Source organism: Aquamicrobium ahrensii, from assembly GCF_040545755.1.
GTDB lineage: Bacteria > Pseudomonadota > Alphaproteobacteria > Rhizobiales > Rhizobiaceae > Mesorhizobium > Mesorhizobium ahrensii.
On the sequence record NZ_JBEPMN010000007.1, the window covers coordinates 144,818 to 163,230 of the forward strand.

Below are 18,413 nucleotides of genomic sequence, written 5' to 3' on the forward strand. Positions count from 1 at the left end.
CGGACAGTTGCTTCCAAAAGCATAAGCAACATGGTTAACCAATGGTAAGCGGGCCTGTTCCCGTTTCAGGCGAAGGATCGAACCAGCGACCCCACCAGCAGGTTCCAGCCGTCGATCAGCACGAAGAACATGATCTTGAACGGCAGGGACACGACGGTCGGCGGCAGCATCATCATGCCCATGGCCATCGTGATTGTGGCCACGATCAGGTCGATGACGAGGAATGGCAGCACGATCAGGAATCCGATCTCGAAGCCGCGACGGATCTCTGAAATCATGAAGGCCGGCACCAGAATGCGCAGGTCGACCTCTTCACGCGAGACGGTCTGGCCGCGTTCGCGGGCCAGATCGGCAAACAGGTCGAAATCCTTCTCGCGGACATTGTCCAGCATGAAGGTGCGGAACGGGTCGGCGATCTTCTGCACGGCTTCGGCCTGCTCGATACGGTTGTCCATGAGCGGCTGCACGCCGTCATTCCAGGCGCGGTCGAAGGTCGGGGCCATGACATAGAAGGTCATGAACAGCGACAGCGAGATGAGGATCAGATTGGCAGGCGTCGATTGCAGCCCGATGCCGGCGCGCAGGATCGAAAAGGCGATGATGAAGCGGGTGAAGCTGGTCACCATGATGAGCAGTCCCGGCGCTACGGACAGCACCGTGATCACGCCGAAGAGCTGGATGATGGCCCCGACCGTCGAGCCGCTCATCTGGCCGATGCCGCCGAGGTCGATCTGCTGCGCGGCAGCAGCCCCGGTCAGTGCCAACAGGATGACGCCTGCGCTCGCCGCGACTCTCATTCGTACACCAGCGTCCTGATCAGAACGTCGCTGACCTTGCCGCTGCTGCGCATCGACGCCCTTTCGCGCAGGTCCGCCTTCAGATGCTGGAAGCCGCTGGGACCCTCCACCTGATGCATCTTGACCGTGCGCATGAAAGCCAGCAGGTCCTGATGGATGGCGCTTGAAAGTTCCGCCGCCAGAGGCGCCTCAAGGAGCAGGGAGAGGTCCATCCTCACCCAGGTTTCAGTGGGCGCCGCCATATTGGTGGTGATCGGCGGCAAATCCTGCGTGACCAGCCTGGGGCCGCGGCTTGCCACGACCGGCTCCGCGGCGGCTGCCGTCGCCGGTTTGGGTGCTGCGGCCTGTTGGCCTTTCAGATAGACGCCGGCGCCCCAGCCAATGGCGAGCGCGACCACGGTGAGGCCGGCCAGCATCGCCATCTGGAGTATGATCGACGGCCTTTTTTGCGTCGGTTGTGTTGCTGTATCCGCCATCGCCATGGTTCGCCGCCCCTAGAACGGCAGGACCTGATCCAGAATCTGCTGGCCGTAGGCCGGCTGCTGGATCTCGGAGATGCGCCCGCGTCCGCCATAGGAGATGCGGGCTTCGGCAATGCGTTCATAAGAAATGGTGTTTTTTGCGCCGATATCGGATGGGCGCACGATGCCGGCGATATGAAGCACGCGCAGCTCGGCGTTGACGCGCACTTCCTGCGAACCCTTGATCATCAGGTTGCCGTTGGGCAGCACCTCGGTCACAACCGCCGCGACGTTGAGCGCGATGGTTTCCGAGCGTTCCGTCGCGCCGTCGGCATTGGTCTCGGTCTTGGACTTCAGGCTGCCATCGCCCGAGCCGCCTGTCGAGGAGCCGTCCCAGCCGATATTGGCGTCGAAGCCGAGCGTGCGGCTTGCGGTGCGGCTGCGGTCGTTCTGGTTCTTGAACCGGGCGCGATCGTTGATCTTGATGTTGACGGTGAGGATGTCTCCGGCACGCAGCGCCCGTGGGTCGGTGAACAGCCGGCTCTGGCGGTCGTCCCACAGCGAGAAGCGCTTGACCGGCTTCGCCGGCGTTTCCGGATACTGGTAGACCGAAACGCTGCCGCCCTCGATGCCGGAGCCGACCGGCGAGAGAGCCGGTTCCTTGTTGACCTCACGCAGGTCCGTTGCGCAGCCGGCCAGCGCCGCACATGCCAGAACGAGTGCGAATGTGCGCATCATGAGGGGTCCGTCCTGCGGGCCGCGCTCGCCATGACGCTGGTCAGGATGGCGGCGGCCTTCTGGTTCATTTCATTGAGGATGGTGCTGGCCTTGCGGGTGTCGAGCCGCATGAGGATCGCGGCGGCGAGTTCGGTCTCGACCATGGCCAGCCGCTCGGCGGCGGCGTCCGGCTTCATGCCGGCATAGATCGAGACGACGCTTTCTTCGGCGCGGGCCAGAAACAGCTCTCGGCGCTTGAGCCAGGTTTCGTATTCGTTGCGCTTCTCTTCCAGCGCCTCGATCCGCTTGTCGACTTCACCCTGCAACTGCTTCAGCTCTTGCGCCTGCAAGGCGTAACGGCGGTCGCGGGCGGCGTCTGCGATGTTGGAGCAGAAGCGCTGGACTTCACTGGCCTCGGGATCGAAGACAGGCGTGGATTCACGGGTCAGTTCCTGCGCCGCGACTGGTTCCGGCGCACCGGGCAAAACCTGACGGATCTCGTCGGCATGGACGGAGCCCAATGCGCTTGCAGCAAAAACCGCCGCGACGAGGAGTTTGTGGGAGTTGTGGAGGATCGACATGGTCATTGCACCACGAGGTCGGCTTGCAGGGCGCCGGCGGTCTTGATGCCCTGCAGGATGGCGATGACGCCATCGGGCTTCACACCCAGCCGGTTGAGGCCCGAAACCAGCGTTTGCAGGTCCGGCCCGTCCAGAACCGCTATGCGCGCATCCGGATGGAAGATGCCGATGGCCGTATCGGGTTCGACCGCCGTCACGCCCTTGGAAAAGGGCTCCGGCTGCACGACGCGCGGCGCTTCGGTGATGCGCACGGTCAGCGTGCCATGGCTGATGGCGACGCGCGAAATGCGGACCTGATTGCCGATGACGATGGTGCCGGTGCGCTCATCGATCACCACGCGGGCCGGCGTGTCGGACTGGATGACGAGATTCTCGATCTCGGCGTAGAAGCGGGCCGCCGATATGTTCTTCGGCTTGCGGATCGAGATGGTGCGGGCATCGCGCTCGCCCGCCACGCGCTGCCCGAAACGCTGGCGCGTATAGGCGTTGATGGCGTCGGCGATGCGCACCGCCGTCGAGAAATCGGGATTGCGCAATTGCAGCGTCAGTTCTGTCTGATCGCCGAATTCCGCGGCGACCGACCGTTCGATAATGGCTCCGTTGGGCACGCGGCCTGAGGTCGGGACGCCTTGCGTCACCTGTTCGGCCTGCCCCTGCGCATTGAAGCCGGACACGATCACCGGCCCCTGACCGACTGCATAGATCTCGCCGTCCGCCGCTTTCAGGGGAGTCATGATCAGCGTGCCGCCCGCCAGCGAGGTGGCGTCGCCCATGGAGGAGACGGTCACGTCGATGCGCGCGCCCGATTGCACGAAGGGCGGCATGTTGGCGGTGACGATGACGGCGGCCACATTACGGGCCCGCGCGCTGCCGCCTTCGGTCGCGATGCCGAGATTTTCCAGCATGGCGCGGATCGACTGCTCGGTGAACGGAGAATTTCGCAGACTGTCGCCGGAGCCGGCAAGGCCGATGACGAGACCGTAACCGACGAGCTGGTTGTCCCGGGCGCTCTGCAACTGCGCCACATCCTTGATGCGGGCGGCGATCTGGCCGGGGGGCAGGTTGCTGGGCGCGGGTGCGACCTCGAACATGCGCGCGGTGGCGGCCGGATCGTAGTCGGTCTCGACGAAGCCGCCCTTTTCGGCCGCGATGGCGCGCTTCTGCTTGTCGGCGAGGCCATCGGCCAGCACCGGCTGCAACGACATCATGGCTGCGAGGGCAAGGGCGAGCGCGCGCTTCATGTGCCGACCCTGACGCTGCCGTCGTCCATCACCGTTCCGGTCAGCACCTTGCCGCTGTCGACGTTGCGCACCCTGACCACGTCACCGGGAGACCCCGGCTGCAACGTCACCGCTGTGGCCGAGATCGTCAGCCCGCCGGTAATGAAATAGACCTGCACGGATGCGCCCTGCTCGATCAGCCAGGCGCTGCGTACGGCGGCGGCGGGAATATAGCGGCCAGGCAGGAGCGTGCGCCGCGCCACCTTGCCGTTCAGCTCGGGCAGCGTAGTTGCAACCGCGTCCGGCTTGACCTTTCCGGGAACCAGGGTCACCTGCCTCAGAGCGCCGGAAGTGATGGTTTCACCCGGATAGATGACGCGATTGGGAATCAGCACCACTTCCTGCGCGAGAGCGGGCGCACAGATGCCCGCCACCGTGGCGATTGCCAGCACGGCGCTGCGAATTCCTGTGATGAGGGAGGCGACGGTCATCACGCTACCTGAGGTTTCTCGACACCGTGGAAGCCATCTCGTCGGCGGCCTGAATGACCTTCGAATTCATCTCGTAGGCGCGCTGGGCCGAAATCAGTTCGGTGATCTCCTTCACCGGATCGACGTTCGAGCTTTCCAGATAACCCTGTTCTATGGTCGCGAAGCCGGGGTCGCCGGGAAAGCCCATAATGGCCTGTCCGGAAGCCGCCGATTCCTGAAAGAGATTGTCGCCGAGCGGCACAAGTCCGGCTTCGTTGGCGAAATTGGCGATCTGGAGCTGGCCAAGATCGCGAACCTCCATTTCGCCGTCTATGCGGGCGGAGACCTGGCCGCTTTTGCTGATGAAAACCTCGACCGCGTCCTCGGGAACGGTGATCGCCGGGACCAGGGCCGCTCCGTTGACCGTGACAAGCTGCCCCTCGGCATTGGTGTTGAAGGAGCCGGCGCGTGTGTAGAGCGTGCCGCCGTCGGCAGCCTCGATCTGGAACCAGCCCTTGCCGACCAGCGCCAGGTCGTAGGCGTTGTCGGTGTTGGCCAGCGGGCCCTGTATCTGCACGTTACGCACGGCGGCGAGCTTGACGCCAAGGCCGATGGACGCTCCCTCCGGCACGATGGAGGCGTTGGCGCGGTTGGATACGCCGGGCATCCGCTCCATCTGGTAGAGCAGGTCGGTGAACTCGGCGCGGGCGCGCTTGTAGCCGGTCGTGTTGATGTTGGCGATATTGTTGGCGATGACTTCCAGATTGTTCTGCTGGGCGTTCATGCCGGTGGCGGCGATAGCGAGTGCTTTCATGTTCAGATGCTCATCCGGCTGACTTCGAGATAGGCGCTGACGATCTTGTCGCGAATGGCCACGGCGGCCTGAAGCGTCTGCTGGGCGTTCATCACCGCATCCACCACCTGCCGCGTATCGGCATTGCCCTTGAGCGCTTCCATGGACAGGGTTTCGGCGCTTTCCAGCTTTCCAACCGTGCGCGAAGCGGCCTGCGCCAGCGCGTCGGCGAACGATGTGCCGGCAGCCGACGCCTGCTGCGGCGCGGAAGCGTTGGCGGTTTCCGTGCCGAGAGAAGGGGTGAGCCGCAGCGCGCCCACGGGACCGATCATCATGGTGTCCTCATCAGATCGATGGTCATGGAGATCAGGTCGCGCGCCTGACGAATGACCTGAAGGTTCGCCTCGTAGGACCGGTTGGCCTCGGTCATGTCCGCCATCTCGATCAGCACGTTGACGTTGGGCAGCTTGACGTAGCCGTTCTCGTCGGCGGCAATGTTTCCGGGCTGGAATTCGAGCGGAAAGGCGCTGCGGTCGCGGTCGATCGCGCCGACTTCGACCAGCGAGCCGCCGGAGATGCGATCCAGTTCCGACACGAAGGACACGGTCTTGCGCTGATAGGGGTCGGCGCCCGGAAAATTGCCGGTCGACTGGGCGTTGGCGAGGTTTTCCGAGACGATGCGCAGCCGTTCCGACTGGGCGCCGAGGCCGGATGCGGCGATCTTGAGGCTGGTGGTCAAAGCATCCATTGCGGTCAGCCCTTTGAAACGGCGAGCAACATGCCGTGGAAAGCCTTGACGATGGCCGTGTTCAGTTCGAATGCGCGGCGAACTTCGCCGGCCTTCATCAGTTCGGTTTCCATGACGACAGTGTTTTTGGACGGCATGGGCGCGCCGTCGAATTCCTGGGCCCTTGTCCGGAAGCCGGCCTCGCTGGCGCTGAAGCCGAGATGGCCCTCCTGCGTAGCGGTGAGCGAAACCGCCGTGCGCTCCAGAACCTTCTCGAACGGCTCGACGTCATGCGCCAGATAGCCCGGCGTGTTGGCGTTGGCGACGTTGCCGGCAATGGCTGTCTGGCGCACGCCCAGCCATTGCGACTGCCTTGTGGCGAGATCGAAGAGGTTGACGGGCTCCATGGGGTTCTCCGGTATCCTTACCCATGGTAGGCGGCCAGTCTTGCGCGGGCCTTGCGCTCGGCTCCAGCCCGCCGTCAGTCGGAGAGTTCGAACACCTGCTCCTTGCTGGTCACCAGCACCCATTTCCCGGCTCGCTGCTCGATCGCGGCGACGCGGCTGGAATCGGGCAGCCTGGAACCGCTCTGCACGATCCACAGACCGGCATCGTCCTCGATCATCGCGCGGCCGTTTGCGACATGGACCAGCCTGAATTCCACGGCGGCGCCGGGAAAGGGCTGCTCGTCGGAGCCCGGCGGATCGCGGGTCGGGTCGCTGGCGATGTTGCCAGTGCTGAACAGGTCGAGTTCGCCCGGCAACTCGGGAAGCTCGCTTGTCCGTGCGGGCGGCAGGCTGTCGGCGAGCACGTGGCCCGAGTTGACCCCTTGTCCCCCCAGCCTCATGGCGCGCACCCCGAATTGCTCCTGGTTGAAGAAAATGTACCAGGGGAACAATGCGCAGATCAGCCCAAGCGCCACGCCGAGGCCGGCGACGACCAAATCGCTGCGCCGGTCCGGCTTCTCGATCTTCGGAAACGGGGCGGCCGGCGGAACGGGCCAGCTTTCCGGCGGCGGCGCGAGCGCTTGCTGCGTAGTTCGCGGCTTGCTGAACAACCCCGAAAGCAGCGAGGTGCGGGCTGCTTCCGCCTCCTCCTCGGCATGCGCCCTGGCAAGCAGGTTCTGGAGCAATGCTTCCGTGCGCTGGCGTTCAGTGGGCATGGTCGCCATTCCTGCCCCTCAGATGGCTGGCCAGATCGGAGAAGGCGTCGATCGATGCGGGGTCGGCTGGCGACTGCCTGAGCGCTTCATAAATCAGCGGCACCTGCATCACCGCCACATCGAGATCGGGATCTGCGCCGGGCTGGTACGCCCCCAGCAGGCGGATGTCGCGCGTGTCCTCAAAGCGCGCGATCATCGCTTTCAGTTGCGTGACCAGCGTGCGCTGTTCCGGCGTCCAGGCGCGTCCGGCAAGCCGCGAGATCGATGCGAGCGGATCGACGGAGGGCAGCCGGCCCTGTTCGGCGATCGCGCGGTCGAGCACCACATGGCCGTCGAGGATGCCACGCACGGAGTCGGCCACCGGATCATTGTGGTCGTCGCCATCGACCAGCACGGAAATGATGGCGGTGATGGAGCCGGAGCCTTCCGCGCCTGGACCGGCGCGCTCCAGCAGCTTGGGCAGTTCGGTGAAAACGGAGGCGGGATAGCCGCGCGCCACCGGCGGCTCGCCCGTGCCAGTGGCGACCTCACGCAGCGCATGGGCGAAGCGGGTGATGGAATCCAGAACCAGAAGCACACGGTCGCCGCGGTCGCGAAAATATTCCGCCACCCGCATCGCGGTGTCGGGCGCGCGGCGGCGCATCATGGCGCTTTCGTCGCTGGTGGCGACGACCGCCACGGTCTTGGCCATGTTCCTTGCGCCCAGCGTGTCTTCGAGGAACTCGCGCACTTCGCGCCCACGTTCGCCGATCAGGGCGACGACCACGGTGTCGAAGGCGTCCGCGCCGGCCAGCATCGCCAGGAGAGTCGATTTGCCGACGCCTGAACCGGCGAAGACGCCAAGGCGCTGCCCAAGGCACAGCGGCGTGAAGATGTCGATGACGCGCACGCCCGTCTGGAACCCGGTGCCGACGCGCTGGCGTTCCATCGCCCCGGGCGTCTTGTCGGCGCTGCCGGCGTCTTCCGCGCCGCGCAGCAGCGGTGGGCCAGCGTCCATCGGCCGGGCCAGCGCGTCGATGGCGCGGCCACGCCACGACGGATGCGGCGTGACCGCCAGCGGGCCGCGCCTGAATACGGCGTCGCCGATACCAGCATCGCAATTGCGCTCGAAGGGAGCAACGACGATCCCGTCGCGCGTGATGTGCACGACCTCGCCCAATGTGCCGCCCGGATGGGCGGCGCCGCGCCGGCTGCGCTGTTCGACCAGATCGCCCAGCCGCGCCAGTTCGCTGAGGCCGCTCACCTTGTAATGGGTGGAAGATACTTCGCTGACCCGCCCGCCGTGCTTGAGAAGCGCCGAAGGGTCCTCGAAACGCCGCCAGACATGTTCGAGCAGCGTCAGTTTGCCCGGTGCAGAGGCGCTTTGTTCGGACAGCCTGACGAGCGTGGTTTCATCCGTCATAACGCGTGCCCGCTATTTCGAACCCAGCGTCTTGATCGCTTCGTCGACGGAAGAGCCGGTATCGCGGATCAGGGCCGACATGTTCTCGAAGGTGCGCTGCACCTGGATAAGGTGCATCATCTCCAGCATCGGATTGACGTTGGATTGCTCTACAAAGCCCTGCGACACGCCAACGTCCTGCGTATCGACCAGCGGCTCCAGTCGATCCCGGTTGAGGAGACCGGAATTGCCGAAGCGCTGAAAATCCAGGCCGGGATCGAACGCGAAGAGGCCGAGCGCCCCGGCCAGCCGTCCGTCCTGAGTGAGGCTTCCGTCCGCGCCGGCGACCGGCGGGCCGTCGTTCGGATCGAGCTGGATCGGCGCGCCGCCGGCGTCCAGCACCGGATGCCCCTCGACCGTGACCAATGCGCCCGAATTGGCCAGCGTGAAGCGGCCGTCGCGGGTCATGACCGTGCCGGCAGGCGTGGCGACCGCGAACCAGGCGTCGCCCTGTATGGCGAAATCCAGCGGATTGCCGGTTTCAAGCATGCCGCCATTCATGGGCGACAGATAGGTGGAGCCAGACGACGCGAAAGAGACGGCGCGCGATCCGGTTCCTGAAACCACATCTTCGAATTTTATGCCCGTTGCGCGAAAGCCGACAGTCGACGAGTTGGCGACGTTGTCGGCGATTGTGTTCAGCCGGCGTTCCAGCGCGACCTGCGAGGAGAGGGCGACATAAAGGCTGTCCTGCATGGCGGCTGCCCCTTATCTCGACCTGAGTTGCTGCATGGCCATCAGCAGGTTCGTCGAGACGCCTGCCGTCGTCGGCTGTGCGAACAGGATGCTGGCGGCGTTCATGGCCGGCGAGGTCGGATTGCTGATCTCGTAGATGCTGGTGAAGCGGGTGATGAATTTCTCCAGCCTGGCCGGATTGGCGAAGTCCTCGATGTTCATTTTCGATTCGAAGAGTTTCACCTGCTTGTCGATGTCGGCCGTGGCGAAAGATTCCGGCAGGCCGAAAGCGGTGCGCACCACGGTGGCCAGCGCCTTGTCGGCCAGAACCTGATACCAGTCGGTGATGTCGGCGGCCTTGCGCTGGAAATAGAGCGCCAGCCGCACGCCCTCATTGCTGTTGCCGGCGTCTTCCTCGAGCGTCTGGCGCAGATATTTGTCCACCACATTTTCATGGGTGGGCGTCCATGTCGTCGCTTTCTCGCCAAGCCCGGCGAAGTCGAAGGCGCTGGCGAAGGCCGCATAGCGCTTGTCCTCCATCGTGTTGGCGAGGCTTTTCGGGTCGGATACGCCGCCTTCCAGCACCTTGCGGATCGTCTCCGGGCTTTCTGTTTCCGGATCGAGCGCATAGGCACGCATGGCGTAGTTATAGAGGCGGGCATCGCCGAAGAGATCGTCGATCGATTTCACGCCGGCGATTCGGCTCATATAGTAGTCGGTCTCGGCCTTGACGATTTCCGGATCGATTTCGTCGATGGCGGCCTGGATGGCGTAGTTGCCGGTCGTCGCCTGCTGGGCCTTGTTGTAGATCGTCGCCGCATCGCCATGCCTGGCGAAGTCGAAGGTCGAGACGAATTCCGCGTAGCGCTTGTCGGTCAGCTTGTTGGCGAAGCTGTCGGGATCGGTCACGCCTTCCTTGAGCGCCTTGACCATGAAGGCCTTGGCGTAGCTCATGTCCTGAAGGCCGAATGCCTTCATGGCGTATTTGAACAGCCGGTCGTTCTTTACGAACTCGTCGATCGAGCCGACCTTGCCGATATTGTCGAGGTAATATTTCGTCTCGCGGTCGACCACCGGCTGGCGCTCGATGCGGTCGATCGCTCTGGGGATGTCCCGGGCGATCAGCTTGTAACTGACGAAAGTGTTCAACACGCCATGCCTCCGGCCGAAGCTGCAGGGCGATAATAGCCGCGGTTCCTTGCGCGAAGCTGAATCGGATCGCGCGCGCCATTCGTGCGATTCAAGCCTCACACAAGGCACGCGCGCTATTCAAATTGCCTGATGTAAGATGCGGAAGGACGGAACGTGGGCATTCTGATCGGATTTGTGATCACGCTCGGCTGCGTTCTCGGCGGCTTCATGGCCATGGGCGGTCACCCGCATGTGCTCATGCAGCCGTGGGAGCTGGTCATCATCGGCGGCGCGGCGCTCGGCGCCTTCCTCGTCGCCAATCCGATGAAGACCGTGAAGGACACCGGCAGCGCCATCGTCGAGGCGATCAGGCAGGCCGTTCCCAGGGAGCGCGAATATCTGGAGACTCTGGGCGTGCTCCACAGCCTGATGCGCGAATTGCGTTCCAAGTCGCGCAGCGAGGTGGAGGCGCATATCGACAATCCGGAGGAATCGGCGATCTTCCAGGCTTTCCCGACGGTGCTTCGAAACAAGGACCTCGCCAGTTTCATCTGCGATTACTGCCGCATCATCATCATCGGCAACGCCCGCCCCCATGAGATCGAGGCGCTGATGGATGAGGAGATCCAGACCATCCGTTCCGACAAGCTCAAGGCCTATCATTCGATGGTCGCCGTGGGCGACGGCCTGCCGGCGCTGGGCATCGTGGCGGCCGTGCTGGGCGTCGTGAAGGCGATGGGCGCACTCGACCAGTCGCCGGAAATCCTCGGCGGGCTGATCGGCGCGGCGCTCGTCGGCACCTTTCTCGGCATTTTCCTGTCCTATGCGGTGGTCGGTCCGGTGGCGTCGAAGATCAAGACAGTGCGCGACAAGCAGAGCCGTCTCTACGTCATCGTGAAGCAGACGCTTCTGGCCTATATGAACGGTTCGCTGCCGCAGGTGGCCATCGAGTTCGGCCGCAAGACCATTTCCTCTTACGACAGGCCCTCCATCGATGCTGTCGAGCAGAGCACCATGAACGCTGTCGTTGCCGAGAAGAAGGCTGCATGACGATGGCTGGGAAGGGGCGCGCATCATGAGCAGCCCGGCAAACCCGGCGGGCACGCGTTCGCTGATCCTGGAGCGCCTGCTGGGCGACAGCGGCGACGCCGGTCAGGTGATCGGCGCGGGCCGCTCCATGGCGGAACGGGCGCTGCCTCTGGTTATGAAGCGTCTGGCCGAAGAGATCGGCGCGCCGGTGCGTGTCGACCTTCAGGCCGTGGAAATTGCGCGGGTGGCGGAAGCGCGCGCCCGTTCCGGCGACAGCTTCGCCATGGCCATCGTGGCCTCGACCATCTCGTCGGACGCCATGACGCTCGTCATGGACGCGGCCGCCGTCTCCGTCATGGTCTGCACGCTGTTCGGCGGCGATCCGGATCAGCCGGTCTCCACCATCGAGCGCGACTTCTCTCCAGTTGAAATCGATGTGGCTACTCTGGTGTTCCAGGAGCTCGCCGATGTGCTCAATGGCACAGGCAGGCGTTCGCTCGATCTCAGATTTCCCGTGCCGCGGGCCATGGCCGGGCTGGAGGCGAAGCGGCATGTGTTGCGCGACGGTCCTGCGGTTCGCATCGTCTTTGCGTTGTCGACCGCGGCCGATCGCGGAACCGTCGCGATAACAATTCCCCAGCGCGTGATCCTTGCGCGCAACAGTGTGGACGCAGACGCGGAGGATACGTCCCGCTGGCAATCGCATTTTTCGGAAGAGGTCAAGCGTTCGACGATTTCGCTGACGGCGACGGTGCCGCTGGCGAAGATGTCGCTCGGCCAGCTTGCCGGCCTGCGCGCCGGCGACGTGATCGAACTGGGCGACATGGCGCAAAGCCAGGCGCGGCTTGGCGTGCGGGACCGCACATTGTTCGTGTGCGAGCTGGGCAAGCTGGGCAATCACTATACGGTGCGCGTCAGGCAACCCCACGATGAAGCGCAGGATTTCATGGATGGGCTCGTGCCGGGTTGATCTGGCGCGGGCGACAGGAGAGTAGCAGTATGAACCATGCCAATGCGGAAGCCCTGAGCGAAGATCAGGACCAGCAGCTCGACCGGGCCATCGAAGAATTGCGGGGCGTGCTCCAGCAGGAGGAAAAGGGTCCGCCGGATGACGGCTCGGCAACGGCTTCGTCCAGCAGTGTCATCATGGACATTCCTGTCGATGTGCAGATCGTGCTGGGCGCCACCGAAATGGCGGTGTCCGAGCTGATGACCCTGCAGAAAGGCTCGACGGTGGCCCTTGACCGCCGGATCGGCGAGCCGATCGACGTGGTGGTCAATGGCCGGCGCATCGCCCGCGGCGAACTCACGGTGCTGGAAACCGACTCCTCGCGCTTCGCCGTTCGCCTGACCGAGATCATCACCGCAAAGAGCACCTGACATCGGGTAGGGTGCGCGCTACGGGGATAGGGGAGAGCCGCATGACGACATTGCTGACGCTGACCCGGCCGCAAAAGGCGGCCGCGATCCTTGTGGCCATGGGCAAGCCGGCGGCGGGACGCCTGCTGAAATTCTTCAAGCAGGAAGAACTCAAGTCGCTGATCGATGCCGCGCGCATGCTGCGAACCATTCCGCAGGCCGACCTGGAAAAGATCGTGGCCGAGTTCGAGGCCGAGTTCACCGAAGGTGCCGGCCTGCTGGATTCCGCGGACAAGATGGACACGCTGCTCAATGAAACGCTGTCGCCGGAAGAGGTGAGCGCGATCATGGAAGGCAGGCAGAAGAAGCCGGATCCCGGACCTCTGCCGGTGTGGCCGCAGGTGGAAAAGCTCGACGCCACACGCATCGGCGCCTTCCTTGCCGGCGAACATCCGCAGACCGGAGCGCTTGTGCTTTCGAAACTCTCCTCACAGCTTGCCGCGCAGGTTCTGCTGACGCTGGACAAGTCGCTGCGGGCGGAGGTCATGAAGCGTATGGTGACCATGGCCAGCGCGCCGCAGGCCGCGGTGCGCATCATGGAAAACCAGATACGCACACGCCTGCTCGACGGTTCGTCCTCGAAGGACACCTCATCGGGCCAGGCGCGTCTGGCGAGCGTCCTCAACGAGATGGACAAGGCCCGGCTCGACGAGGTTATCCAGGATCTGGAATCCATCGGCACGCCTGACCTGGCCGGCGTGAAGGCGCGGGTATTCTCCTTCGATGACATGCATCTCCTGCCGCAGAAGGCGCGTGTGCTGGTGTTCGACGGGCTGTCCACCGATGTGATCACGCGGGCGTTGCGCGGCGCGCCGGAAGAATTGACCGAGGCGGTGCTGTCCGCCATCGGCGCGCGTGCGCGGCGCATGATCGAGTCCGAACTTTCCTTGGGCTCGGAGGGGGTTGCGCTTGCCGACATCATGCAGGCGCGCAAGACGGTCGCCTCGGCTACGGTGCGCCTCTCGCGCGACGGCGCCTTCGAACTGCCCGGGGCGCAGGCAGCCTCCGAAGCGGCATAGCTGGCTGAGCCATGTCCGAGACCGTCGACAAGGACTCGAAAACAGAGGAAGCCACCGAGAAGAAAATCCGCGACACCATCGAAAAGGGCAAGTTGCCACATTCGAAGGAAACCGCGATCTTCGCCTCTTTCGTCGCCATCCTTGCCTATGCTCTCTTCTACGCACGCGATGCGGCGGTGGAGCTGGGGCTTTTCCTGTCCATGTTTCTCGAAAAGCCGGACGTCTGGCCGATGGCCAACGAAACGGACATGATCGCGCTCTATCGCAGCGTGATGGTCGAGATCGGCCGCGCCATCGCCGCCTTGCTGGTGTTGCTGGTGGCGGCCGGGATAACCGCTTCCGTTGCCCAGAACATGCCGCGCTTCGTCGCCGAGCGTATCCGCCCGCAGGCGTCGCGCATTTCCCTCGTGCAGGGCTGGAAGCGCATGTTCGGCGTGCAGGGGTTTGTGGAATTCCTGAAATCGGTCGCCAAGGTCGGCTTCGCCATGCTGGTGCTGGCGATAGCTCTTTCGGACAGCATCAGCCGCCTGCTGGCCGGAATGCTCACCAACCCGGCCGAATTCGGAACTGTAATCCGCGGCTTCGCCATCGACATTCTCGTCGTGATCGTCTTCGTGATGGGAGCGATCGCAGCGGCCGACTTCATCTGGCAGCGCTTCCACTGGAAGCAGGACCTGCGCATGACCAAGCAGGAAGTGAAGGACGAACTCAAGCAGTCGGAAGGCGATCCGATCGTGAAGTCGCGTATCCGGTCCGTGGCGCGAGACAGGGCGCGCCGGCGCATGATGGCGGCCGTTCCACGCGCCACGCTGGTCATCGCCAACCCGACCCACTACGCCATCGCGCTGAAATATGTGCGTGAGGAAGACGCCGCTCCGATCGTGCTCGCCAAGGGGCAGGATCTGGTGGCGCTCAGGATCCGCGAACTGGCCGAGGCGAACGGCGTTCCCGTATTCGAGGACGTCGCGCTTGCCCGCTCCATGTACAAGCAAGTTTCGGTGGATAGCGTGATCCCGCAGCAATTCTATCAAGCCGTCGCCGAACTGGTGCGGATCGTCTACTCCAACAAGGCCAAGCGCCGGCAGGTGACATGATAAGGCAGCCGCACGCAGAAGCACGTGAGAGCATCGTGGCGCGCGCCATCGAGCAGGTGGTGGGGGAGTTGCGGCTGGTCGACGTGGCCGACTATATCGCCTTCATCCGGCTGGAGCATTTCGCCTGCCTTGCCGATCTCGTGGATTCGGCGGCGGAACTCTATTTCCTGCCCGGCACCCTCAGGCTTGGCCATGGCGGCGAAGCCCATGTCGACTGGGGCGGCAGTCCGCGCATCGTGCTTGACCTCGAATTGAGGCCTGCCGGAGTCGCTGTCTACTTTCAGCTTACGCTCGAAGAGCATCGGGCGTCGCTGGTGGTGAATTACGTCACTTTCGAGACGCCGGTCGAAGACCCGCAGCTGAACACGGCCCTGCTTTGCGAGGCGATCGAGCGGTCACGGATACGGCCCGCCGAAACGATCGGCGCCGACCGTTCTAGTCTATAAGGCCGAGGCGAAGCGCCTTGGCCACGGCTTGCGTGCGGCTCACCGCGTTCAGTTTCTGAGCGGACTGGGTGAGATATTGGTTGGTGGTATGCACCGACAACTTGAGCAGGCGTGCGATGTCCTCGCTCGTGTAGCCGTTTGCGGTGAGCTTCAGGCACTCGAGTTCGCGCCGGGTCATCGCGCGCTTCAGGCCCAGATTGCCGGAACGGATGCGCGATACCGCCGCGAACAGCGAAAAGCAGCGTCCGTGGATATCGTAGAGCATGTCCTGCGGAAGATTGATCCGGTCGCCTGCGAAAACCACCAGCCCGCACTGGTTGCGTTCGGCATGAACCGGGAACGCGATGCCAGCGGTTTCCTCCACGAGAGGCGAGATCTGGGTGGCCCATGACAGCGAGGCGAGCGCGGTGTCCGCTGCGCATTCGCTGGCCCTGCACCACCAGAGAGGTTCGGTGGAGGAGCGGACGTGGCGCACGACGTGTTCCGTATCGTCCGCAATCCCTTTCGAGAAGCCCACGCCAGGGTAGTCGGAATCGAGCCATGGCACGAGACGGGCGCGTTCCTGCGCCGGAGGGGCGAGAAGCAGCGCAAAAGCCTCCGCATTGATGTCGAGCGCCATCCAGCGGCAGCGGCGAACGGCATCCGCCAGGGTGAGCCCATGGCTTCCGCTCTGCGGCCAGATCTGCCCGGAGGCGAGCGGCAGTTGATCTGTATCCACGTCCGTCAAGGCTGGCCGGGTCAAATGATGCCGCTCCTGATTGCCGTTGCGATGGCCATGGCCCTGTTGCTGGCCGAGAATTTCTGAATGGCGTGGGTGATGTAGCTGTTCACCGTGTTGGATGACACGCCGAGGATGACGGCGACCTCATCGGTGGTCTTGCCCTCCGAAACCCAGAACAGGCATTCGCGCTCGCGGTCGGAAAGCGGGTCCTTCGTGACGCTGTCAGCGATGAGGTGGGGAACGCGCGAGAGCGCGTAGCAGCATTCGATCTGGGCGCGGCCCAGCATGGAAAGGTCGATGCTTCCCGCCTGCTCGGAAGAGAGAAGAATGAACAGACGCTGGCGGCCCACATTGAGCGCCAGCGAATAGACTTCGCCATGGCCGAGGACATGGAGCAGCCGCGCTTCCTCGCCATTGACGAGCGCGTTGGTGTCGGGCGCGCTGCTCACGGTCAGGGCCGCGGGGCGCATACCCGGCGAGGTGGCCCATGGACCCTGCGCGAGCGTCGCTATGAGCTGTCGGCCGATCAGTTCTATGGCGTCGAACTGCCAGTTGGAGGCGACGATGCGGGCCTGATTGCGCGCCTCGCCATGCACGATGGCGACCAGCATGTAGCTGTCGGCGCCGACATTGGCGGTCATGTTCATGAGAAAGCCGGTCATATCGCCGCGTGAGGTAAGCGGGTTAGCCGATATGCCGTTTGTCGAGCGCAATTCGGAATTCTTCATAGCGGTCTTGAGGCCAGAGTCCATTGGCCGCCGCAGACATCATGTCCATGGCGGGGTACGTATCGATTCACGCTGGAACGCGCCAGATTTTGGAAACGCAGGATGCCGGGAACACACGGGGCGCCGACAACGCCCGACCGGACGAAACCGTGAGGGAGTGCGGTCATCGCGCTGGGCTTCGAGCTTGCTGCTGAAGCTTTACACCTGGATTGCCCGCCCCCGCAGGATCGACTGATTCGGGTTTAATCTACCCCCACTCGAATCCGACATCAAACGGGAATTGACAAAAATCGGATTTGGAGTCCGTGCGCGACTCGGACCCGGCTCAGCGATCCTCGAAACCGGTCAGGACGCCGACGGCGTTGATGCCGATTTCCTCCACCGCATAGCCGCCTTCCATGACGAAAAGCACAGGCGGACCAAGCCTGGCGATACGTTCGCCGATGAGCGGATAATCGCTGCTTTTCAACCTGAACCGACTGATTGGGTCTTTTTCAAACGTATCGACCCCAAGAGAGACGACGACAACATCCGGCCCATACGCGGCGACCCTGGCGCAGGCGTCGTCGAGCGCGGCGCTCCATTCATCCCAGGCCGTTCCGGCTGGCATCGGATAATTGTGATTGAAGCCTTCCCCGGTTCCGTCGCCTTGCTCGTCGGCGTGGCCGAGGAAAAAGGGATATTCGCTCATCGGGTCGGCATGCAGATTCAACACCTGCACGTCCGCGCGGGAATAGAAGATTTCCTGCGTTCCGTTGCCATGATGGTAGTCGATGTCGAGTATGCTGACGCGCGCTGCGCCGTTGTCGCGGAACCACTGGGCGGCGACGGCCGCGTTGTTGATGTAGCAGTAGCCGCCCATGAAGGCGGAGCCCGCATGGTGGCCCGGAGGGCGGCAGAGCGCGAAGGCGGCGCGTTCGCCTGCGCTTACAAGCCCGGCCGCCGTCAACGCCACATCGCAGGAGGATTTGATCGCCTTCCATGTTCCCTTCACGAAGGGTGCGCCGCCATCGAACGAGTAGAAGCCGAGCAGCGCTTCTATGGCGCGCGGCCTGACATCCGCACGCAGGCCGCGTGTCGGCCACACATAGGGCAGCGCCGCCGGGCCGGTGTGGCCCGCCGCTTCCCACTGCGGCCAGACCGTCGGCAGGAAATCGATATAATCGCAGGCGTGCACCTTTTTGGCCGCTGACAGGTCGTGGTCCTGCGGGGAGATGACAGGGCCAAGCTTTTCGCTTTCCACGCGCGCCTTGATGAACTGCGCCCGCGATGGCTTCTCGAAACCGGGCGCCAGCTCCCCCGCAACAAGTTCGAGCGTACCGGCGTGCCCGGCGTGCAGCGGCGAAAAGACAGTTTTCATGCGGTGCTTCCCCTGTTGCGGGTGCAGCCTAAACAGCGGCCGGCGCGGCTGGCAAGTTGTGGTGGGCGTTTTCGAGCGGGGTGGCGCAAGCGTTCCGGAAACGTTAAGTCATAGGCAAAATCCCGGCGCTACGGGCGGGGTATGACGGCTGCGGGTCGTCGGGCGTGGTTCGATTTTTGAAGGTGATTTGATGTCCATAGCAAAAGAGACGGCCGAACTTCTTTCTGAGCTTGGCGTTGATTGCGGCTGCCTTTCGGGTGGCGATCTTGTTGTGACGAGCCCGGTGACGGGCGAGGCGATCGCGAAGGTGGCTCAGGTGTCGGGCGTGGAAGCGGGGCGTGCGATCGGGCAAGCCCATGCGGCGTTCGTGAAGTGGCGCATGACGCCGGCCCCGCGGCGGGGCGAGCTGGTGCGGCTGCTGG

Annotated in this window: 24 protein-coding genes; 7 read left to right on the forward strand and 17 right to left on the reverse strand. The window is 63.9% G+C overall.

What is annotated here, in order from left to right:
- Positions 1-65: 65 nt before the first annotated feature.
- From fliP to ABID44_RS11385, 14 genes are all read right to left on the reverse strand, one after another.
- Entirely contained in the window at positions 66-797 is a 732-nt protein-coding gene (gene fliP / locus ABID44_RS11320; protein WP_354151817.1) for a flagellar type III secretion system pore protein FliP, read from the reverse strand.
- Positions 794-1,273: a flagellar basal body-associated FliL family protein gene (locus ABID44_RS11325; protein WP_354151818.1), complete on the reverse strand. Its 480-nt coding sequence runs from the start codon at positions 1,271-1,273 to the stop codon at positions 794-796. Before ABID44_RS11325 ends, fliP begins: the two co-directional genes overlap by 4 nt.
- A gap of 18 nt (positions 1,274-1,291) precedes the next feature.
- Positions 1,292-1,996: a flagellar basal body L-ring protein FlgH gene (flgH, locus tag ABID44_RS11330; protein WP_354151819.1), complete on the reverse strand. Its 705-nt coding sequence runs from the start codon at positions 1,994-1,996 to the stop codon at positions 1,292-1,294.
- On the reverse strand, positions 1,993-2,562 hold the full coding sequence (locus ABID44_RS11335) for a MotE family protein (protein WP_354151820.1): 570 nt from the start codon (positions 2,560-2,562) through the stop codon (positions 1,993-1,995). The genes flgH and ABID44_RS11335 overlap by 4 nt, the downstream gene beginning before the upstream one ends.
- A complete protein-coding gene (locus ABID44_RS11340; RefSeq protein ID WP_354151821.1) occupies positions 2,559-3,797 on the reverse strand; it encodes a flagellar basal body P-ring protein FlgI in 1,239 nt (412 codons plus the stop codon). The genes ABID44_RS11335 and ABID44_RS11340 overlap by 4 nt, the downstream gene beginning before the upstream one ends.
- Positions 3,794-4,267 carry a flagellar basal body P-ring formation chaperone FlgA gene (gene flgA / locus ABID44_RS11345; RefSeq protein WP_354151822.1) on the reverse strand — a complete coding sequence of 158 codons (474 nt, stop codon included), beginning with the start codon at positions 4,265-4,267 and terminating at the stop codon, positions 3,794-3,796. Before flgA ends, ABID44_RS11340 begins: the two co-directional genes overlap by 4 nt.
- Before the next feature lie 4 nt (positions 4,268-4,271).
- Positions 4,272-5,060, reverse strand: a complete 789-nt coding sequence (gene flgG, locus ABID44_RS11350) for a flagellar basal-body rod protein FlgG (RefSeq protein ID WP_354151823.1) — start codon at positions 5,058-5,060, stop codon at positions 4,272-4,274.
- Between the two features lie 2 nt (positions 5,061-5,062).
- The gene (fliE, locus tag ABID44_RS11355; RefSeq protein WP_494337664.1) at positions 5,063-5,371 is read right to left on the reverse strand and encodes a flagellar hook-basal body complex protein FliE; all 309 of its coding nucleotides are present in this window, start codon (positions 5,369-5,371) and stop codon (positions 5,063-5,065) included.
- Positions 5,371-5,787, reverse strand: coding sequence for a flagellar basal body rod protein FlgC (gene flgC, locus ABID44_RS11360; RefSeq protein WP_354151825.1), 417 nt, complete (start codon positions 5,785-5,787; stop codon positions 5,371-5,373). The genes fliE and flgC overlap by 1 nt, the downstream gene beginning before the upstream one ends.
- A 5-nt stretch (positions 5,788-5,792) precedes the next feature.
- Complete coding sequence (gene flgB, locus ABID44_RS11365; protein ID WP_354151826.1) at positions 5,793-6,173, reverse strand: flagellar basal body rod protein FlgB; 381 nt, start codon at positions 6,171-6,173, stop codon at positions 5,793-5,795.
- Between the two features lie 74 nt (positions 6,174-6,247).
- Complete coding sequence (locus tag ABID44_RS11370) at positions 6,248-6,928, reverse strand: hypothetical protein (protein WP_354151827.1); 681 nt, start codon at positions 6,926-6,928, stop codon at positions 6,248-6,250.
- Entirely contained in the window at positions 6,918-8,330 is a 1,413-nt protein-coding gene (fliI, locus tag ABID44_RS11375; protein WP_354151828.1) for a flagellar protein export ATPase FliI, read from the reverse strand. The genes ABID44_RS11370 and fliI overlap by 11 nt, the downstream gene beginning before the upstream one ends.
- A 12-nt stretch (positions 8,331-8,342) precedes the next feature.
- Positions 8,343-9,065, reverse strand: coding sequence for a flagellar basal-body rod protein FlgF (gene flgF / locus ABID44_RS11380; RefSeq protein ID WP_354151829.1), 723 nt, complete (start codon positions 9,063-9,065; stop codon positions 8,343-8,345).
- A gap of 12 nt (positions 9,066-9,077) precedes the next feature.
- Positions 9,078-10,196: a DUF1217 domain-containing protein gene (locus tag ABID44_RS11385; protein WP_354151830.1), complete on the reverse strand. Its 1,119-nt coding sequence runs from the start codon at positions 10,194-10,196 to the stop codon at positions 9,078-9,080.
- Between the two features lie 153 nt (positions 10,197-10,349).
- On the opposite strand from ABID44_RS11385, the gene motA reads away from it, so the two are divergent.
- The 6 genes from motA to ABID44_RS11415 are packed head-to-tail and all read left to right on the forward strand — an operon-like array spanning position 10,350 to position 15,182.
- On the forward strand, positions 10,350-11,225 hold the full coding sequence (gene motA, locus ABID44_RS11390; protein ID WP_354151831.1) for a flagellar motor stator protein MotA: 876 nt from the start codon (positions 10,350-10,352) through the stop codon (positions 11,223-11,225).
- A 25-nt stretch (positions 11,226-11,250) separates the two neighbouring features.
- A complete protein-coding gene (locus tag ABID44_RS11395; RefSeq protein ID WP_354151832.1) occupies positions 11,251-12,174 on the forward strand; it encodes a FliM/FliN family flagellar motor switch protein in 924 nt (307 codons plus the stop codon).
- Between the two features lie 29 nt (positions 12,175-12,203).
- Positions 12,204-12,584 (forward strand): flagellar motor switch protein FliN, encoded by a 381-nt coding sequence (gene fliN / locus ABID44_RS11400; RefSeq protein ID WP_354151833.1) that lies wholly within the window; start codon positions 12,204-12,206, stop codon positions 12,582-12,584.
- Between the two features lie 41 nt (positions 12,585-12,625).
- Complete coding sequence (locus ABID44_RS11405) at positions 12,626-13,642, forward strand: flagellar motor switch protein FliG (protein WP_354151834.1); 1,017 nt, start codon at positions 12,626-12,628, stop codon at positions 13,640-13,642.
- Between the two features lie 11 nt (positions 13,643-13,653).
- Complete coding sequence (flhB, locus tag ABID44_RS11410; protein WP_354151835.1) at positions 13,654-14,736, forward strand: flagellar biosynthesis protein FlhB; 1,083 nt, start codon at positions 13,654-13,656, stop codon at positions 14,734-14,736.
- Positions 14,733-15,182 carry a BspJ family T4SS effector nucleomodulin gene (locus ABID44_RS11415; RefSeq protein ID WP_354151836.1) on the forward strand — a complete coding sequence of 150 codons (450 nt, stop codon included), beginning with the start codon at positions 14,733-14,735 and terminating at the stop codon, positions 15,180-15,182. Before flhB ends, ABID44_RS11415 begins: the two co-directional genes overlap by 4 nt.
- On the opposite strand, the gene ABID44_RS11420 is transcribed toward ABID44_RS11415, so the two are convergent.
- The 3 genes from ABID44_RS11420 to ABID44_RS11430 form a co-directional block, all read right to left on the reverse strand.
- Positions 15,172-15,924, reverse strand: coding sequence for a helix-turn-helix transcriptional regulator (locus ABID44_RS11420; protein WP_354151837.1), 753 nt, complete (start codon positions 15,922-15,924; stop codon positions 15,172-15,174). The two genes, ABID44_RS11415 and ABID44_RS11420, sit on opposite strands and share 11 nt — an antisense overlap.
- Positions 15,921-16,565, reverse strand: a complete 645-nt coding sequence (locus ABID44_RS11425) for a helix-turn-helix transcriptional regulator (protein WP_354151838.1) — start codon at positions 16,563-16,565, stop codon at positions 15,921-15,923. Before ABID44_RS11425 ends, ABID44_RS11420 begins: the two co-directional genes overlap by 4 nt.
- 391 nt (positions 16,566-16,956) lie before the next feature.
- The gene (locus ABID44_RS11430) at positions 16,957-17,991 is read right to left on the reverse strand and encodes a histone deacetylase family protein (RefSeq protein ID WP_354151839.1); all 1,035 of its coding nucleotides are present in this window, start codon (positions 17,989-17,991) and stop codon (positions 16,957-16,959) included.
- A gap of 190 nt (positions 17,992-18,181) precedes the next feature.
- On the opposite strand from ABID44_RS11430, the gene ABID44_RS11435 reads away from it, so the two are divergent.
- On the forward strand, positions 18,182-18,413 hold a 232-nt coding region (locus tag ABID44_RS11435; RefSeq protein WP_354151840.1), incomplete at its 3' end, for an aldehyde dehydrogenase family protein.

Bases quoted from the DNA above. Each gene is read 5' to 3' on its own strand.
- fliP (WP_354151817.1), bottom strand. From the start codon at position 797: ATGAGAGTCGCGGCGAGCGCAGGCGTCATCCTGTTGGCACTGACCGGG.
- ABID44_RS11325 (WP_354151818.1), bottom strand. From the start codon at position 1,273: ATGGCGGATACAGCAACACAACCGACGCAAAAAAGGCCGTCGATCATA.
- flgH (WP_354151819.1), bottom strand. From the start codon at position 1,996: ATGATGCGCACATTCGCACTCGTTCTGGCATGTGCGGCGCTGGCCGGC.
- ABID44_RS11335 (WP_354151820.1), bottom strand. From the start codon at position 2,562: ATGACCATGTCGATCCTCCACAACTCCCACAAACTCCTCGTCGCGGCG.
- ABID44_RS11340 (WP_354151821.1), bottom strand. From the start codon at position 3,797: ATGAAGCGCGCGCTCGCCCTTGCCCTCGCAGCCATGATGTCGTTGCAG.
- flgA (WP_354151822.1), bottom strand. From the start codon at position 4,267: ATGACCGTCGCCTCCCTCATCACAGGAATTCGCAGCGCCGTGCTGGCA.
- flgG (WP_354151823.1), bottom strand. From the start codon at position 5,060: ATGAAAGCACTCGCTATCGCCGCCACCGGCATGAACGCCCAGCAGAAC.
- fliE (WP_494337664.1), bottom strand. From the start codon at position 5,371: ATGATCGGTCCCGTGGGCGCGCTGCGGCTCACCCCTTCTCTCGGCACG.
- flgC (WP_354151825.1), bottom strand. From the start codon at position 5,787: ATGGATGCTTTGACCACCAGCCTCAAGATCGCCGCATCCGGCCTCGGC.
- flgB (WP_354151826.1), bottom strand. From the start codon at position 6,173: ATGGAGCCCGTCAACCTCTTCGATCTCGCCACAAGGCAGTCGCAATGG.
- ABID44_RS11370 (WP_354151827.1), bottom strand. From the start codon at position 6,928: ATGCCCACTGAACGCCAGCGCACGGAAGCATTGCTCCAGAACCTGCTT.
- fliI (WP_354151828.1), bottom strand. From the start codon at position 8,330: ATGACGGATGAAACCACGCTCGTCAGGCTGTCCGAACAAAGCGCCTCT.
- flgF (WP_354151829.1), bottom strand. From the start codon at position 9,065: ATGCAGGACAGCCTTTATGTCGCCCTCTCCTCGCAGGTCGCGCTGGAA.
- ABID44_RS11395 (WP_354151832.1), top strand. From the start codon at position 11,251: ATGAGCAGCCCGGCAAACCCGGCGGGCACGCGTTCGCTGATCCTGGAG.
- fliN (WP_354151833.1), top strand. From the start codon at position 12,204: ATGAACCATGCCAATGCGGAAGCCCTGAGCGAAGATCAGGACCAGCAG.
- ABID44_RS11405 (WP_354151834.1), top strand. From the start codon at position 12,626: ATGACGACATTGCTGACGCTGACCCGGCCGCAAAAGGCGGCCGCGATC.
- flhB (WP_354151835.1), top strand. From the start codon at position 13,654: ATGTCCGAGACCGTCGACAAGGACTCGAAAACAGAGGAAGCCACCGAG.
- ABID44_RS11415 (WP_354151836.1), top strand. From the start codon at position 14,733: ATGATAAGGCAGCCGCACGCAGAAGCACGTGAGAGCATCGTGGCGCGC.
- ABID44_RS11425 (WP_354151838.1), bottom strand. From the start codon at position 16,565: ATGACCGGCTTTCTCATGAACATGACCGCCAATGTCGGCGCCGACAGC.
- ABID44_RS11430 (WP_354151839.1), bottom strand. From the start codon at position 17,991: ATGAAAACTGTCTTTTCGCCGCTGCACGCCGGGCACGCCGGTACGCTC.